This is a genomic window from Robertmurraya korlensis, assembly GCF_023715225.1.
Lineage (GTDB): Bacteria > Bacillota > Bacilli > Bacillales > Cytobacillaceae > Robertmurraya_A.
The window spans coordinates 1-16,024 of record NZ_JAMBNS010000017.1; the positions used below are offsets into that span (position 1 = coordinate 1).

Below are 16,024 nucleotides of genomic sequence, written 5' to 3' on the forward strand. Positions count from 1 at the left end.
CCGCTCGACTTGCATGTATTAGGCACGCCGCCAGCGTTCGTCCTGAGCCAGGATCAAACTCTCCAATAAAGAGTAAGATTAGCTCTTAAAGTTAAAACGTTGGCTAGTGTATATTTCAACACTAATCTTTTTTGTTGACGTATGATTTGTTTAGTTTTCAAAGAACAACTTGTTTCTCTTTCGCTCAAAAGCGACTTTATCAATATAACATTTATCCAATCGCTCGTCAATAACTTTTTAAAAAATATTTTTTCATGAAGTTCGTTGTTCAGCAGCGACGTTTATTAATATAACAAGGTTTAAAAGCAAAGTCAATAGTTTTTATCCTTTCTTTTCTTTTCTTTGATTGGCAGACCTTGTGTACTTCAGACATTCTTTTGCTGGTGCCACACGTTTAAACAGCGCAAATAAAATTTTGTATCTTTCGTCCATAGCTCTCTTTACAACATGATCGATTCGATCATCTTTTAAATCAAACAGGATTTCATCCATTTCTCTCTTTATAAGGTACTCTATCTCTTTGACTTCTTTCTCATTGATTAACAATCCTAGCATAAAACATGTACACTCCTTTAACAATTTAGTTATTGTAGTGTGTTCCTAATTTCACCATTTTATAAGCATAAAACAAATTCTTTTCGAATAGATTTGAGACAAGTAGTGTTTTGGGACGAGGTGAGAGGATGAACTTTTTCTATGTGTTAAACGGCAAATCATTAAAACAACTTATCCTTGTAGGAGTCGCAGCCTTTTTTACAGCCTGGTTTTTGTACTTAGAAAATTATGTGAATGTACCAGCGTTTTCAGGGAAAGACGGTCCAAAGGCAGTTTATAAGGGAGAAAAGGACTTAGCTGTCAGCTTTAATATCGGTTGGGGTGATGAAAAAGCTGAGCCAATTTTGGATGTTTTAAAAAGTAAAAATGTAAAATCAGCAACTTTCTTTTTATCAGGTTCTTGGGCAGAAAGGCATCCACATATTGTGGAGAGAATTGTAAAAGAGGGATATGAGATTGGAATGCTTGGATATAATTATGAAGATTATACCGAGCTAGAAGAAAATAAAATTGTCAAGGATATTTCTAGGGCTCAAGAAGCCTTTAGAAAACTCGGCATAAAGGACATTAAACTTTTACGAGCACCTACAGGTCATTTTGACCAAAAAACCTTAAAAGTAGCTGACCGTTTTGGACTTACTGTTATTCATTGGAGTATTGACTCCAAAGACTGGACCAACCCGGGTGTTGAGGTCATTCAAGAAAATGCCGCTAAAGCGACTAAAGGAGACATCCTTCTCCTTCATGCATCAGATTCAGCCAAACAGACAGCCGCTGCCCTTCCATCTATTATTGATGATATTAATAAAAAAGGATTAAAACTCGTATCTGTTTCCGAAATGATAGCAAATGCGACCTCATCCTCAAAAGAAATAAAATAAAAGCCGTCTCATTTAGACGGCTTTTTTGCTTTTTGCACTATTTGAAATAAATTTAGGTAATGCTAATAACTGATAAGCATTACAAATCAGCAAAGGGAAAATCATTAAGTACAACCAACTCTTTTCATTTACTCGAAGAATAGGTACCCATTCTAAGACTGTAACAACAATCATAAAAAAGAGCGCAGGTATAAATGCTTCTTTATTTGTAAGTCTCGCCTTGTAAAATGCGGCAATAAACCCACTAACAGCAATAAAAGAAGCAAGTCCTAAATAAGGAACAAAACTATCTCCTTTTTCAGAAAAGGCATTAAAACGTAAATAAACTAAGTCAAAAAGAACAAAGATGATTAGTACTACTTGTACACTATTCCAAAGCTTTACAGACTTAAATATACCTAAACCAAAACGATGGACCGTTAAGTAAGCAAAGAAGCCCATTTGACTAATAAGGCTAAATATCAATCCAACTCCTACTAACCACGCTAGGATTGATAATATTTCAAAAATCTGAAAATCAGTAAAAAACGGCTCGAATTCTTTCCAACGAACAATAAAGCCAACGATCCCTGTTGTCACTCCCCCGATAATAAGCGTCGAGAAAAACAACCTTACCAAGTTACGGCTATTCAACGTAATTTCCCCCAATTATGTAATCATTCCTTATTGATTGTACCAACCAAAGTATGAAAAATCTAGGTTCGAGTAGGAAACGTATAATTTTTGTCGTTTTTCTTCATCATATACTATAGTTACTATCGAAAGGAGCGTTAATCATGCCTAAAAAGTCTTTAGTGCTCCCCCTTTTAATAAGTGGGTTACTTCTTACTGGTTGTGCTGAAGCAGACACAGCCAGCCAAATGGATTACGAAGAAACAAAAAAAATGGTAGTTGATATCTTAAAGACAGATGATGGGAAAAAAGCCATAAAAGATGTAATGAATGATGAAACCATGAAGGAAACATTAATCATGGACCAAGCAGTTGTATCAGATACAGTAGAAAAAGCATTAACCTCAGATCAGGGGACAGCATTCTGGAAGAAGTCTTTTGAAGATCCAAAGTTCTCTGAAAGTGTTGCAAAAAGCATGAGAACAGAAAATGAAACCCTCTTAAAAGATTTAATGAAGGATCCAGAGTATCGAACCATGATGATTGATGTACTAAAAGACCCAGAACTCGAAAAAGAAGTAACAGCCATATTAAAAAGTACCGAATACAGAAAGCATGTTCAAGCCGTTATGACCGAAACGTTCGAAAGTCCCTTATTTAAAGCAAAAATTCAAGACCTTATTTTAAAAGCTGTAGAAGATGTAGCTGAACAAAGCGGAAGCAAGGAAGAGGCAAAAGAGGAAGGCACGGGCGCATAGAAAAGCGGTCTGCTCTCAATTAAAGGGTTCAAGTGCTTTTCTTAAAATACGTGCAGAAATGACAAAAAAGTAAAACTCGCCCATTTGGCGAGTTTCTTTATTAGAATTACACAAACTTAGTTTATATAAAGCCCCATACTCGCGAGGCCGTTCACCGTAATGCAATAAAAGTAAAATAAGGAGGTTTTTCGGTTAATGAAAGAATGGAGCTCGTTTTCAGAGAAATAAGGGGAAGTTTTCCGCTTATGCAAATCAAAATCGACCATTTTTGAGTTTTTCGAGTCAATAGACGGAATCTCTCCGTCTATATAAGCTACTTTTAATACTATTTACTAAATAAGCGAAATTTCTCCGTCTATTTATTCACTCGTGTCTTATCATCCCACAACCGATAAGCGCGAATCAAAATGGTACTGCAATTGACAGAAGATGCCCCTCTTTTAATTGAAGAATGCTTATTGTCCATCTTTAATAAGAGAGCACCCGAATACAGAAACTACAAGCACTTTATTTCACTGCTCTCCTTACATAAAAACCTCTCCATGTGGAGAGGTTTCCCTTATTTACTGAGCGACTCAATGATAGTAGCTGCGATTTCTTTGTAAATTTGACCTAGTTTATGATCTTGGTGATATACAGAAGGGGCAAAATCATCTTCATTCCAATCAGGCTGTCCAAGAGGTAGCTTGCCAAGCACTTTCGTTTGAAGCTCATCAGCCAGCTTCTCTCCTCCACCCTGACCGAACACATATTCTTTTTCCCCAGTTAGCTTACTTTCAAAGTAGGACATATTTTCAACTACACCTAAAATCTCATGGTCTGTTTTAAGTGCCATAGCACCCGCTCTCGCAGCCACAAACGCAGCTGTAGGATGTGGAGTTGTGACTATAACTTCTTTACAAGCTGGAAGCATACTATGTACATCAAGAGCTACGTCACCTGTTCCAGGAGGCAAGTCTAGTAGTAAATAATCTAAATCTCCCCATTCTACTTCATTGAAAAAGCTGTTTAGCATTTTACCAAGCATGGGTCCACGCCATATAATGGGAGAGTTATCTTCAACAAAAAAGCCCATGGAGATCACCTTTACACCGAAGCGTTCGACCGGAATAATTTTTTCACCACGTACAGCTGGACGCTTGGTAATGCCCATCATATCCGGTACACTAAACCCATAAATATCCGCGTCCACTAGTCCAACTTTTTTCCCAAGTCTAGCTAATGAAACAGCAAGATTCACAGACACCGTCGATTTCCCTACTCCACCTTTTCCGCTCGCGATAGCAATAAAAGTTGTCTTACTTCCTGCAGATAAAAGACCTTGTGATTCCTCCTGAGTAGTACGGAACTTTTCAAGAGTCTCTTGTGGCAATTCAAAAAAACGGATTCCAACTGACTCTGCTCCTGCTCCCTTTAATAAGTTTACTATTTTCATCTGTAATTGAAGCTGCTCTGCTGTACCTGTTTTTGCTATTCCTATTTTAACACTTACATGCTTTTTCTCTTCTTTAATTTTTACTTCTTCAATGGCATTTAATTCTTCTAATGTCTTATGTAAAAATGGTTCTTCCATGCTTTGTATAAGTTCAATCACTTTTGCTTCTGTTAACAACTTTTACACCGCCTTTTTGAATTCGTTTGCAATTCTTATTATAACATAATCCCCTGTAGATACAGTTAACTGCATCACACTCAATTATAAGAAAAAAGAAGGTGGCTATATTTCACCTTCTTACTCCGCTTCAATTAATTCACTTTCATTTGAGAAATATCTAAGCATTCCTTTATAGATGGAAGCTGCTACCTTATCTTGGTACTCATCTGTCTTTAACAACTGCTTTTCAGTAGGATTAGATAGAAAGCCAACCTCCACTAAAACTCCTGGTTTCTTTGCATTTTTCAAGATATACACAGAACTTAACGATTTTGCTTTACGATCCGTATTTTCAAGATTGATTCGGAGCTCGTCCTGAATGAATTTTGCAGCTATAGCATTGTCCTTTAATTGTGGTGCATAAAATGTTTGTGCACCTCTCCATTTCTGTGAAGGAATTGAATTTAAATGGACACTAACGAAAAAATTTGCTTCCGATTCATTGATCATGGCTAAACGCTTTTTTAGATCTTCCGTTTTTCTCCTGCTATATCCTCTAGTTCCATCCTCTGCTAAGTCCTTATCTTCTTCCCTTGTCATAATGACTAAAGCGCCTTGCTCTTGTAGGTAGTCTCTCAATTTCTTGGATACATTTAATGCAATGTCCTTCTCCAGAGTATCCTTAGTTCCTGCTCCACCATCCGGTCCACCATGGCCAGGATCGAGCAAAATGATCTTCCCTGAAAGTGGAAGACTCCAGGAATTCCAAGATTCTTTAGTTTTAAAATAATCGTACTGAAGAATAAAAAATAAAATAACTAGTCCAACGGTAAAAGCAATGATTTTCATTCTTTTGCTCATCTTTATGCGTCAGTCCTTCCCATCCGTCCAATATTCAATTTAATATATGGGACAAGATGGGATTATAGAACTTTAAGTTAATGAAGCCGTAGTTTGTGTCGTCTTTCTCCTGTGCGAAAGCCTTCATGCCACCAACTTTCTACATACTGCTCACATAAGTAAAATAGGGACTCACTATAAACTCCTTCCGTTCCCTTTCCCCAGTAAAGGAGGAAATTATAAAGTGTATCAATTAAATGCTTTTCCTCTTTATGACATCGATCCTTAATACTGTCTACTGACTCTCCATAAAACCCGAATTTACTAAAGTGCGCACCTAGAAGATAGGCTTCAATTGCTACATCGTAACATGCCTCTTCAACGCCTGATTGAGTCATTAAATTAGCTGTTATACGAGATGAACCAAAATATTGTTTCACTCTTTCCTTTAACGTTTTTAATGAGATTTCTCTTAAGACTGACTTTTCATATTTCAACTGTTTTTCACGTTTTTTATCTTTAAAGGTTGTAATTACATTCACTGCATTGTCACCCCTTTCGATTATTCTTTAACCACGAAAAGAGAGACATACAAATTTGCTACTGAATTCCCCTTCCAATTTTTTTGGTTAATTTTCCTACACATGCATTGAAAATATTTTACAAGGTTTTAAAATAGATGAAATAAATGAAGCAGGAATATGCTTCAAAGCCTAGAATTTATTACCAGATAGGAAAAACTTAGATAAGGTGGGGTATTAGTATGAACCAATTAGAAATTGATGCACTTGAAATATTAGATCGGATAACAGATGGTTTCTTCTCGGTTGATACCAATTGGAACTTCACCTACATTAACTCCGAAGCAGCAAGATTACTTTTCCGAAATCGAGAAGATCTTCTTGGTAAAAATGTTTGGTTCGAATTCCCTGAAGCGGTAAATTTGCCTTTCTATGTTCAGTATCACAAAGCGGTACGTGAACAAGTTCCAGTTACATTTAGTTCCTTTTTCCCTCCACTAAATACTTGGTTTGATGTAAGAGCCTATCCATCACCCAATGGTCTTTCTGTCTATTTTTTAGATGTTACTGTAGAAAAGAAAGCTGCTTCCAAAAAACAGCAACATTATAAATCCCTATTTGAACAAAATCCTGATGCTGTATTCTCTTTTGACTTAGAAGGAAATTACCTTAGTGTGAACTCAGCTATGGAACGCTTGTTAGGCTATACAGAAAAAGAATTTCTCCAATTAACCTATCTTCCCCTTGTTGAAGAAGCTGAATTACAAAGAACTAGAAATCACTATGAAAAGGCAGCAAAAGGATATACACAACATTATGAAACAAAGGCTTTACATAAAGATGGGCGAGTAGTTCACGTGAGTGTAACAAACATTCCAATCATAGTTGATAATGAGGTAGTGGGTGTATATGGGATCGCCAAGGATATCACGGATCAAAAGTCTACCGAGTTACAGCTCATTAAGTCTGAAAAACTGTCAGCTGTTGGTCAGCTCTCTGCTTCGATCGCACACGAAATACGTAACCCACTTACCGCTCTTAAAGGATTTATCCAGATCATGAGGTCATCTGCTCCAAGCAAAGAAATAGGCTATTTCGAAATCATGGCAGATGAGATTGCACGCATCGAACAGATAACAGGTGAATTACTAATGGTAGCCAAACCTCAAGTTCAGCAATTTCATTATGAGAACTTAACAGAAATCTTTCAGGATGTGACGACACTACTCGGCTCACAGGCACTTATGAACAACGTTGACATTAAAGTCATGTCTGAAGATATCCCCCTTGTCTATTGTGTAGCCCATCAAATAAAACAGGTGTTCATTAATTTAATAAAGAACGCAATAGAGTCTATGCCAACTGGCGGAGTCATTCATGTGAGGTTAGGAAGTTCACATACAGGGGCAGTTTTTATCCAAGTTCATGATCAAGGCTGTGGCATTCCAGAGGGATTACTTGAAAATATTGGGATACCATTTTATACAACAAAACAGAAAGGAACAGGTTTAGGGATGATGACTAGCTTTAAAATTATTGAGTCACATACAGGAACGATGGAGATATCTAGTAAAGAAGGAGAAGGAACGATTGTAAGGATCTCTTTACCCGTTCATTTTGTAGACTAATCTCTTTTATGTAATAATGTAGACATTTTAATAAATAGTCAAAGCTCATTCCACATATTGAATAGAGCTTAAGGAATGAGCTTTTTAATAAGGTCTTTTATCAGATTAAAATTTTAAATTAATGCTGTAAATAATTCTCTAAACTGCTCTATTTCTATCCTTATATCTTCTGCACCACTCCAATACAAAGAATTGTTTAACAATCCTTTAGGACTTATACCCGTCCCAATTAAAGGATGATATTGTAAATCAAGAAATGTACTAAGGTGCCAATAACAGGGATTTAAATAATTCGGAGAAAAAAACTCGATAACTTTAGTACCTGGTTGACAAAAGGTTAGATTAGTTAATCCTGCTCCATGAGGACTAATAATATATTTGGCTTTTGAAAACATGTTAATTTGTTCTAGTACTGAGAGGTTCTGCAGACAAACTATGGTGAATCCATGATTTTTCAAGAAATTTATAATTTCTTCTTCATTCACTACTCGTCTGCTATTTGCATCATTTCTAGTAATATAAATCCTTTCTCCGTAAGGCGAGGTTTCATTCTCTACAAGAGGTAAAAAATACTGCCTTAAAAAATCTGATGCCCACTTGGTTGTATATCCTGGAAGAGATGGAACAACCAGGTTTTTTGATTGAATAAACATATCCGTACTACTTTGAATAATTTTTTCCTTAGGAATCCGTAATAAATCTAATGTATCAGTCTGATAAGAAAAATTACACTGATTCACTACATAATAATCAATCTCAATATTGCTTTTCCTTACCAAATCAAACCGTGGCAATATATCAAACATCCAATGGTAGTAGTTGTTACTTCCTATAGCCGCAACTACTGCAACAGTTTTTTTAAATCTTTTTACTTGAGGGAGTATATGACGCTGAAAGATGGAGTGTTCAGAAGGAGAAGATATCCATTCAATTGAGAGGTCCCATATCAATTTATTATCCGATGTTAAGATTGCTCCATTTTCTCCAAGTACATACCCTTCAGGAAGTATAAAAACATAGGCAGGGGATTGCCAATCCGGGTAAAAATCTGATGGATTATTCTTAAAAAGCTTGGGTTTAGATATTCCATCATATATTTTTTTACAATACTTATCAAAGCATTCTAACTTTTGTGATCCAAACCATTCAGTAAATGAGGAGACATATTCTTTTGGGACTCTTATTTCTTTACTCATACAGACATAAAACCTTTACTACATAAGCAACATCCTCATTGGTCATTACTGGACTTATTGGTAAACTAACTACCTCTTGATGAATTTTTTCTGTGATAGGATATGATAAATCCTTAAATTCCTTATATGCTTCTTGATGGTGAGGAGCTATGGGATAATGAATTAATGTTTTAATATCCTTGTTTTCAAGATAATTAATTAGATGTTCCCTGTTCTTCGTTCGAATAACAAATAGATGCCAGACATGGCACAGTTCATCATTCTGAACATGAGGCAGTATAAGGTTTGGATTTTTAATATGCATTCGATAATAAGCTGCGATTTCTCTTCTTCGGTTATTATCATTATCCAGATACTTTAATTTAACACGGAGTAATGCGGCTTGAAGCTCATCCAATCTACTATTTAACCCTTTATATTGATTCACATACTTTTGGTAGGACCCATAATTTCTTAATGCCCTAATTTTTTTAGCTAACTCATCATCATTTGTAGTGATGGCCCCGCCATCCCCCAAGGCTCCCAAATTCTTTCCAGGATAAAAGCTAAAACCTGCACAATCACTTAAATTCCCAGCCCGTTTACCATTATATAATGCTCCATGTGCTTGTGCTGCATCTTCAATAACTTTAAGCCCATATTTTCTAGCAATTTTAAAGATAGAGTCCATATCTGCTATTTGTCCATATAAATGAACAACCATTATCGCCTTTGTATTGGGAGTTATATGTTTCTCAATTTCTTCGGGGTCAATATTATAGGATTCTAACTTGGGTTCTACAAGAACTGGTTTTACCCCATTACTGGTGATAGCAAGGATGGAAGCAATAAACGTATTAGCAGGAACAATGATCTCATCATTGGGACCAAAACCATATGCTTGAACAATTAACCGAAGGGCGTCTAAACCGCTTCCTACTCCTATGCAATTCCTTACACCACAATAATTAGCAAATTCTTCTTCAAAAGAATTAACTTCATTGCCTAGGATGTAACTACCACTATCAACTACTTTTTTTAGTGCCTCTAACAGTTCAACATTGTGTCGATCATTTACCTTTTTTAAATCTAGAAAGGGTATCACACCTTTTCCCTGCCTCTCAATTCGTTATGCATTAGGATTAATTTGAATAATCATATTTTCTAATTTATATTTCTCATTACAACCGGAGCAACAAAGATTCTTATCCAGTTGTTCTCCACACTTACATACATACCCTTTAAATTGTGCCGGGTTTCCGAACCATAACGTATGATTAGGAATATTTTTTGTAACTACAGAACCAGCCCCAATCATTGCATATTCTCCAATAACATTTCCTGCAATAACGGTAGAATTCGCTCCAATACTCGCACCCTTTTGAACAATGGTCTCTATATATTTTGTATGGTATCTCTTTGAGCGGGGTTTAAGATCATTTGTAAAAGTTACGTTGGGGCCAATAAACGTGTGATCTTCTAATCTTACGCCTTCCCATAGATATACCCCTGATTTAATCGTAACATCGTTGCCTATGATTACATTTTTTTCTATATAGGTATGTTCACAGATATTACAATTTTCCCCAATTGAAGAACCTGGAAGAACATGCGAAAAGGCCCAAATCCTTGTCCCCTTCCCTATTTGATTGGATTCCACCAATGCTAAGGGGTGACAATAATAATCCATTCAATCATTCCCCTTTGTTATTTTCTATATAATTATTTCTCTGCCACTTTTACTGGATTCATAGATTGCATCTAATATTTTATTTGCTAACAGCCCATTTTCAGCTGAAGAAATAGGTTTCGCGTTATTTCGGATACACTCTGCAAAATGATGCCACATTTTTATTCTCGCGCCTTCATAATCAAATAAAACTTGTGGTTTAATATTAAGCTGCGTTCCCTTCTCTTCCAAATACAGATAAGGGCCCGATTCATTTAGGAAACCTGCACCAGCCTTATCCCCTAAGATAGAAAGATAGATGGAGTCACTCTCTATATTTGCTGCCCAGCTTGTTTCAATCAGTATAGTTGCGCCATTTTCGAAACGAATTAAAGCAACGGCGAAATCTTCAACATTAAAAATTCCATTCTCATTCGCAACCACTCTAGCACGAGTCATTCCTTTATGATCACGACCAAATATATTAAAGGCTGAACCGAAAACAGAAACAGGTTTTGGATAATCCATTAGGTAGAGGACTAAATCTAACATATGAACACCAATATCGATTAATGGGCCGCCTCCAGATTTCTCTTTTTCAGTAAACCAATTCCCCCAACTCGGGATGCCTGCTCGCCTTATCCAACCGCATTTACCATAATAGATCTTACCCAACTTATTTTCCAAGATCGATTTTTTTATATAATCTATATCACTTCTAAAAAGATTATGGTAGGCAACCATCAAGATTTGATTCGTCTGTTTTTGAATATTTACCATCTTATTTGCTTCTTCACTGTTTATCGCTAGTGGTTTCTCACACAATACATGCTTACCTTTTTTCATCGCTTCTATGGCTATGGGAGAGTGAAGATAATTGGGTACGGATATAAGGACAGCATCTACATTTTCATTTTTTAGGAGATCGTTATAATCTGAATAGATAGATGGGATGTTATATTCTTTAGCAAGGGTTTGAGCAGCAGCAATATTAATATCTGCAATTGCAATAACTTCAACTTCTTCGTTAAGATGTTGGATAGCTTTTAAATGGCCATCTTTTGTAATTTTACCTGCTCCTATTATGCCTATTTTTATTTTTTCCATTAATGTCTTAATCCCTCCAATACTAATTAATTTTTATAATTTACGAAAACTATAACCAGCTAATACACCATATTCATGCTATTTTTAATTCGTTATCCCTATTTTTCCTCTTTTTTAAGAAGGTCCTTTTTTAGAAATTCGACTATTTCTTTAGCCCTTTGTCGGTACGTATTAGGGCTAACATTCTTATAACCCTTTGCACTAATGCGCTCCCGTTCCTCAGGGTGATCTAAATAATAATTAACTAATTCCAATGTCTTCTCAGGCGAATCGGAAATAATTAATTCCTCTCCTGGTACAAATAATCTTCTTATTTCCTCTGTATCATTTGTCAGCAAAAATCCCTGTGAAGCCATTATTTCATAGGTCCTGTGTGTAAGTTGCTCATCAAAACTTTGTAAACCCAAGACAATGTTGGATGATCTATATAAATCGCGTGTATTATGATATGAAACAGGCCCTCTTATCCAATCTTTCGGAATATCCTTGCCAAGATAACTTCCCATTTCCTCCCACCGATGCCCAAAGAAATCGATTCGAATTCCTTCATCAATCAACGGACACACCAAATCTTTGAGATATTTTAACCGTTGATCATAATCATTGTTATTAAAATCCCAAACATATGAATTAGCAACCAAAACTATATTACATTTAAAATCTTCGTTTTTTTCCCCGGGATAATGAATGGTTGGCTCATAACCGAAAGGAAGATACTCACAACCGAACCCATGATCCCGATAAAATTGGACCATTTCTTTACAAATAGTAAAAACAAGATCTGGCTGTAAACGGGTTATTATTGGGTAAGCAAAGGTATGGGTATATCTTGGATCTTCAACCGACCAGTAGATATGAGGAATCCCGGTTTGCTTTGCATATTTGCAAATTAATTCCGGTTTATCACCATCATGGTCCGGTCCCCAACCTTGTGTAACAATTAAGTCAGGCTTAAACATTTTTATTGCCTTAGCAATTTTCTCTTCATTAAGGTTCCCGACAATCCTTACTTGATGACCCTCCTGCTTAAATCCGTTAGGTAGTAAATTTATTAACACATAGTTACTATCAAAAAAAAGGACTCTCATTTAAAAATCAACCTCAATTCTTATAGAAATAACCCTTATACTATATGGTCATTTTTGCACGAATGTTTGGGCATTATTGACTTTATTACATTGCAATTATAGAGGCTTAGAAATGGCACATTTTTGGCTTGTTCTATGTTGAACATCCATCATTATTAAATAAATAGAGGAATAAAGTAATAGTAGGACTGGAGGGAGAACCGTGGTAAGAAAGGCAGTTATTCCAGAAGGCTATTTTTATGAGTAAGAAGGGAGGAGACTTTTTTTGATTTCTGTTATTGCATGTACTAATCGGGGCGACTTTATAAAAAACATTATTAGAAATTTTGTTAAACAGACAATAGTTGAGAAAGAACTCATTTTAATTCTTAACTCTTCTAGAATTATTCTTGATCATAATGTTTTAAACGGAATTCGTTCAATAATCCTTCGACTTCCTGAAGAGACAAGTCTAGGTGAGTGTTTAAATGAAGGAGTAGCTGCTGCCAGTTACCCTATTATTTCAAAAATGGACGATGATGATTATTATGGGCCCGGATACTTACAAGAGGCGTATGATTCCTTGAAAGAAAATGGAGCTGAACTCGTCGGAAAGAGTAGCTTTTATATTTATTTTAACAAGAACCATGAATTAAGACTGTATAATCCCAATCATGAAAATGAATGGATTTATTCTAATGCACAATATCGAAATAGAGCAGAGAACTTTCTACATGGAGCTACATTAGTTTTTAATAAGAACCTATTTAATCAAGTTACCTTTCCCCCCATCAATGTTGGAGAAGACTATGTATTTCAACAATTATGTTTAAAGAATCAAATAAAAATGTACTCTTTATCAAGTGAGTATTACGTATATTTTCGTTATGAAAACCTTCAACATCATACATCTGATGTAAGGGAGTCCATTTTACGGTCAAGAAGCCGTTTTGTTAAAAATACTTTATCTGTTGATAGATTTATGGAACGAAGGGAAAGGTAGTGATTGCATGCTCACTACCTTTCTTTATAATTAAAATTCATGATAGAAATCAACGGAAAAGCTCTCAATGTCCTTACACCGGATAATAGTTATCCTCTCCGGAATAAAAGGAGACTTACTGCCAGATTCAATTATTTTTACACAGCAACCTTTAACACCTTGTAGTTGGCCCATAATAAATTGACCAGTCTTCGTAGTGATAGTTACGTTTTCGTGATGTATTTTTTTTAGAAATTGACATAAACAGTCATGTTTACAGTTTTTCTCATCCTTGCACTCACATGATTTGTGTTTAGAACTTGAGCTTTCGTCACAAGAACTAGAGCTTGAACTTGAGCTTTCGTCACTAGAACTGGAGCTTGAACTTGAGCTTTCGTCACTAGAACTAGAGCTTGAACTTGAGCTTTCTTCCTCTGAACTGGAGTTTTCTTGCAAAATACTAGGGCTTTCTTGTTCGACTCCAGAATTTAGATTGCTTAATTTAGGCCTAAAAAGGTCCATTATAGAACTCCAGGGATCTTCTCCCGTATTAGAAAGTTTATGATCACTGTTTTTTGAACTTTGTTGGTGGAATCGCATTCCCTTCCCCCCTTTCGCTTATAAAATAATATATTCGTTGAAACTTGTTAGGATTGGGCAATTAGGCATTTTAATTTTTATTTTTATATATTAGAAAATATAGTTAGAGCAAGGGTGGTGATCAAATTTGTATAAAAGCATAAAAAAGACCCCCAACCAATGGTTGAGAGCCTTTGAAAGCGAAATATTAACGCTTTGAGAACTGAGGTGCACGACGAGCGCCTTTAAGACCGTATTTCTTACGTTCTTTCATACGAGCGTCACGAGTTAATAATCCAGCACGCTTAAGTGTTGGACGGTATTCTGGGTCAACGTTTAGTAACGCACGAGCGATACCGTGGCGAATAGCGCCTGCTTGACCAGTGTAACCTCCACCATTAACGTTAACAAGAATATCATAGCTACCTAGAGTTTCTGTTGCGTTTAATGGTTGCTTTACTACTTCACGTAGTGCTTCGAATGGAATGTAATCAGTGATGTCACGATCGTTAATTGTAATTTTACCGCTGCCTGGAACTAGACGAACACGTGCAACGGAGCTTTTACGACGACCAGTACCAATGTATTGAACTTGTGCCAATATAATACCCTCCCTTTAATTATCCACGAAGTTCGTAAACTTCAGGTTGTTGTGCTTGGTGCGGATGCTCGCTACCAGCGTATACGTGTAACTTTCTGAACATTTGACGACCTAAAGAATTCTTAGGAAGCATGCCTTTAATAGCAAGTTCTAACATTCTTTCAGCGTAGTTTGTACGCATTTCAAGAGCCGTTCTAGTTTTTAATCCACCTGGGTGCATAGTGTGGCGGTAGTAGATCTTGTCAGTTAACTTCTTACCAGTTAACTCGATTTTTGAAGCATTGATTAAAATTACGTTATCACCAGTGTCAACATGTGGTGTGAAAGTTGGTTTATGTTTTCCACGTAGAATTGATGCAACTTCTGAAGCAAGACGTCCAAGAGTTTTGCCTTCTGCATCAATCACGTACCATTTACGTTCAATATTGTTTGAATTAGCCATAAACGTTGTACGCATTGAATAGTTCCCTCCTAAATTATACATTCATAAAATTTTGTTCTGGCATGCTTCCCACACGTGTTCCGACATGTGTTCAGTCATGTTTACGTATATCTCGACATAATAAGTTAACGGGGCTTATCATGGGATTAAAATACATACATTTGATATCATATACTGCTTCCGCCCTGATGTCAAGGAAATGTTACACCAGGATTAGTTGTCATAGAAATTTTTTATTAATCTTTTCTACTTTTTAACTACGATTTTACTCATAAAACACTTCCCAAAGGTATAACCCTTGTGGAGGAGCTGTTTTTCCTGCGAAGGTTCGGTCTCTCTTTTCGATTATCCCTGGGATAGAGTCGGGTGTAATCTCCCCATTTCCTACCTGTATAAGGGTTCCTACAATGATACGAACCATATTATATAGAAATCCATTTCCTCGAAAGCGAAGTACCAGCTGTTCACCCTCTGATGAAATATCTAGAAGGTATATCGTTCTGACACGATCCACGACTTCTGTCTTCGCGGAACAAAAACTAGTAAAATCGTACTCCCCAATAAAATGGGCACTAGCCTCTTTCATGCTATTTATGTCCAACGGGTGAGGAAAATGATACGAATAATTTCTTTGAAACGGATCCCTAATCTTTCGGTTATCAATCACATATCGATATTCTTTTCCAACTGCATCGAACCGCGCATGAAAGTTTTGATCCACTTCCTCAATCGCTAAAATGGCAATCTCACTCGGTAAAACTGCATGTAACGCTAGTTGCCACTTTGCTAAGGGGATGTTTAAATTCGAGTCAAAATGAATAACCTGCCCCTTTGCATGCACTCCTGCATCTGTACGACCGGAAGCGGTCACCTTTACTTGTCTAGCTTTGTGAAGCTTTGTAAGGGCTGCCTCTAGCTCTGATTGAACCGTACGCTTATTAGGCTGTACCTGATAGCCATGAAATGCCGTCCCGTCATAAGATATTTTACACTTATATCTCTTCATGGAAATC

The 16,024-nt window shown here is 36.4% G+C and carries 18 protein-coding genes and 1 rRNA gene; 4 read left to right on the forward strand and 15 right to left on the reverse strand.

The features are described 5' to 3' along the window. Together M3175_RS21840 and M3175_RS21845 are read right to left on the reverse strand one after the other, a co-directional pair. Positions 1-69 (reverse strand): 16S ribosomal RNA (locus M3175_RS21840); the annotation flags it as partial. Positions 70-321: 252 nt separating this feature from the next. Then, positions 322-555: a hypothetical protein gene (locus M3175_RS21845; protein ID WP_251523599.1), complete on the reverse strand. Its 234-nt coding sequence runs from the start codon at positions 553-555 to the stop codon at positions 322-324. A gap of 128 nt (positions 556-683) precedes the next feature. Here M3175_RS21845 and pdaB point away from each other — a divergent pair, with 128 nt between their 5' ends. Next, positions 684-1,436, forward strand: a complete 753-nt coding sequence (pdaB, locus tag M3175_RS21850; RefSeq protein ID WP_251523601.1) for a polysaccharide deacetylase family sporulation protein PdaB — start codon at positions 684-686, stop codon at positions 1,434-1,436. 12 nt (positions 1,437-1,448) lie between these two features. Here pdaB and M3175_RS21855 read toward each other — a convergent pair whose 3' ends face one another. Beyond that, positions 1,449-2,069 carry a KinB-signaling pathway activation protein gene (locus M3175_RS21855; protein ID WP_251523603.1) on the reverse strand — a complete coding sequence of 207 codons (621 nt, stop codon included), beginning with the start codon at positions 2,067-2,069 and terminating at the stop codon, positions 1,449-1,451. Positions 2,070-2,212: 143 nt separating this feature from the next. On the opposite strand from M3175_RS21855, the gene gerD reads away from it, so the two are divergent. Further along, a complete protein-coding gene (gene gerD, locus M3175_RS21860; protein ID WP_251523611.1) occupies positions 2,213-2,806 on the forward strand; it encodes a spore germination lipoprotein GerD in 594 nt (197 codons plus the stop codon). Between the two features lie 559 nt (positions 2,807-3,365). Here the strand turns inward: gerD and salA are convergent. From salA to M3175_RS21875, 3 genes are all read right to left on the reverse strand, one after another. Beyond that, positions 3,366-4,418 carry an iron-sulfur carrier protein/transcriptional regulator SalA gene (gene salA, locus M3175_RS21865; RefSeq protein WP_251523613.1) on the reverse strand — a complete coding sequence of 351 codons (1,053 nt, stop codon included), beginning with the start codon at positions 4,416-4,418 and terminating at the stop codon, positions 3,366-3,368. Positions 4,419-4,538: 120 nt separating this feature from the next. After that, positions 4,539-5,261, reverse strand: a complete 723-nt coding sequence (gene cwlD, locus M3175_RS21870; protein ID WP_251523615.1) for an N-acetylmuramoyl-L-alanine amidase CwlD — start codon at positions 5,259-5,261, stop codon at positions 4,539-4,541. A 77-nt stretch (positions 5,262-5,338) separates the two neighbouring features. After that, on the reverse strand, positions 5,339-5,782 hold the full coding sequence (locus tag M3175_RS21875) for a YbaK family protein (protein ID WP_251523617.1): 444 nt from the start codon (positions 5,780-5,782) through the stop codon (positions 5,339-5,341). Positions 5,783-6,003: 221 nt separating this feature from the next. Here M3175_RS21875 and M3175_RS21880 point away from each other — a divergent pair, with 221 nt between their 5' ends. Continuing rightward, positions 6,004-7,389 carry a PAS domain-containing sensor histidine kinase gene (locus tag M3175_RS21880; RefSeq protein WP_251523620.1) on the forward strand — a complete coding sequence of 462 codons (1,386 nt, stop codon included), beginning with the start codon at positions 6,004-6,006 and terminating at the stop codon, positions 7,387-7,389. Between the two features lie 113 nt (positions 7,390-7,502). On the opposite strand, the gene M3175_RS21885 is transcribed toward M3175_RS21880, so the two are convergent. The 5 genes from M3175_RS21885 to M3175_RS21905 all read right to left on the reverse strand — a co-directional run bounded on the left by M3175_RS21885 (position 7,503) and on the right by M3175_RS21905 (position 12,428). Continuing rightward, positions 7,503-8,585 carry a glycosyltransferase family 61 protein gene (locus M3175_RS21885; RefSeq protein WP_251523623.1) on the reverse strand — a complete coding sequence of 361 codons (1,083 nt, stop codon included), beginning with the start codon at positions 8,583-8,585 and terminating at the stop codon, positions 7,503-7,505. Then, positions 8,578-9,669, reverse strand: coding sequence for a DegT/DnrJ/EryC1/StrS family aminotransferase (locus M3175_RS21890; RefSeq protein WP_251523625.1), 1,092 nt, complete (start codon positions 9,667-9,669; stop codon positions 8,578-8,580). Before M3175_RS21890 ends, M3175_RS21885 begins: the two co-directional genes overlap by 8 nt. 24 nt (positions 9,670-9,693) lie before the next feature. Further along, complete coding sequence (locus tag M3175_RS21895) at positions 9,694-10,254, reverse strand: acyltransferase (protein WP_251523628.1); 561 nt, start codon at positions 10,252-10,254, stop codon at positions 9,694-9,696. 24 nt (positions 10,255-10,278) lie between these two features. Further along, positions 10,279-11,340 (reverse strand): Gfo/Idh/MocA family protein, encoded by a 1,062-nt coding sequence (locus tag M3175_RS21900; RefSeq protein ID WP_251523630.1) that lies wholly within the window; start codon positions 11,338-11,340, stop codon positions 10,279-10,281. Positions 11,341-11,438: 98 nt separating this feature from the next. Next, positions 11,439-12,428, reverse strand: coding sequence for a CgeB family protein (locus tag M3175_RS21905; protein ID WP_251523632.1), 990 nt, complete (start codon positions 12,426-12,428; stop codon positions 11,439-11,441). Between the two features lie 265 nt (positions 12,429-12,693). On the opposite strand from M3175_RS21905, the gene M3175_RS21910 reads away from it, so the two are divergent. After that, positions 12,694-13,410: a glycosyltransferase family 2 protein gene (locus M3175_RS21910; protein WP_251523634.1), complete on the forward strand. Its 717-nt coding sequence runs from the start codon at positions 12,694-12,696 to the stop codon at positions 13,408-13,410. 30 nt (positions 13,411-13,440) lie between these two features. Here the strand turns inward: M3175_RS21910 and M3175_RS21915 are convergent, their stop codons facing one another. The 4 genes from M3175_RS21915 to truA form a co-directional block, all read right to left on the reverse strand. After that, positions 13,441-13,989, reverse strand: a complete 549-nt coding sequence (locus tag M3175_RS21915) for a hypothetical protein (RefSeq protein ID WP_251523636.1) — start codon at positions 13,987-13,989, stop codon at positions 13,441-13,443. A gap of 187 nt (positions 13,990-14,176) precedes the next feature. Beyond that, positions 14,177-14,569 (reverse strand): 30S ribosomal protein S9, encoded by a 393-nt coding sequence (rpsI, locus tag M3175_RS21920; protein WP_066058480.1) that lies wholly within the window; start codon positions 14,567-14,569, stop codon positions 14,177-14,179. Between the two features lie 19 nt (positions 14,570-14,588). Beyond that, on the reverse strand, positions 14,589-15,026 hold the full coding sequence (gene rplM / locus M3175_RS21925; RefSeq protein WP_066058483.1) for a 50S ribosomal protein L13: 438 nt from the start codon (positions 15,024-15,026) through the stop codon (positions 14,589-14,591). 250 nt (positions 15,027-15,276) lie between these two features. Then, entirely contained in the window at positions 15,277-16,017 is a 741-nt protein-coding gene (gene truA / locus M3175_RS21930) for a tRNA pseudouridine(38-40) synthase TruA (RefSeq protein ID WP_251523638.1), read from the reverse strand. Positions 16,018-16,024: the final 7 nt, after the last annotated feature.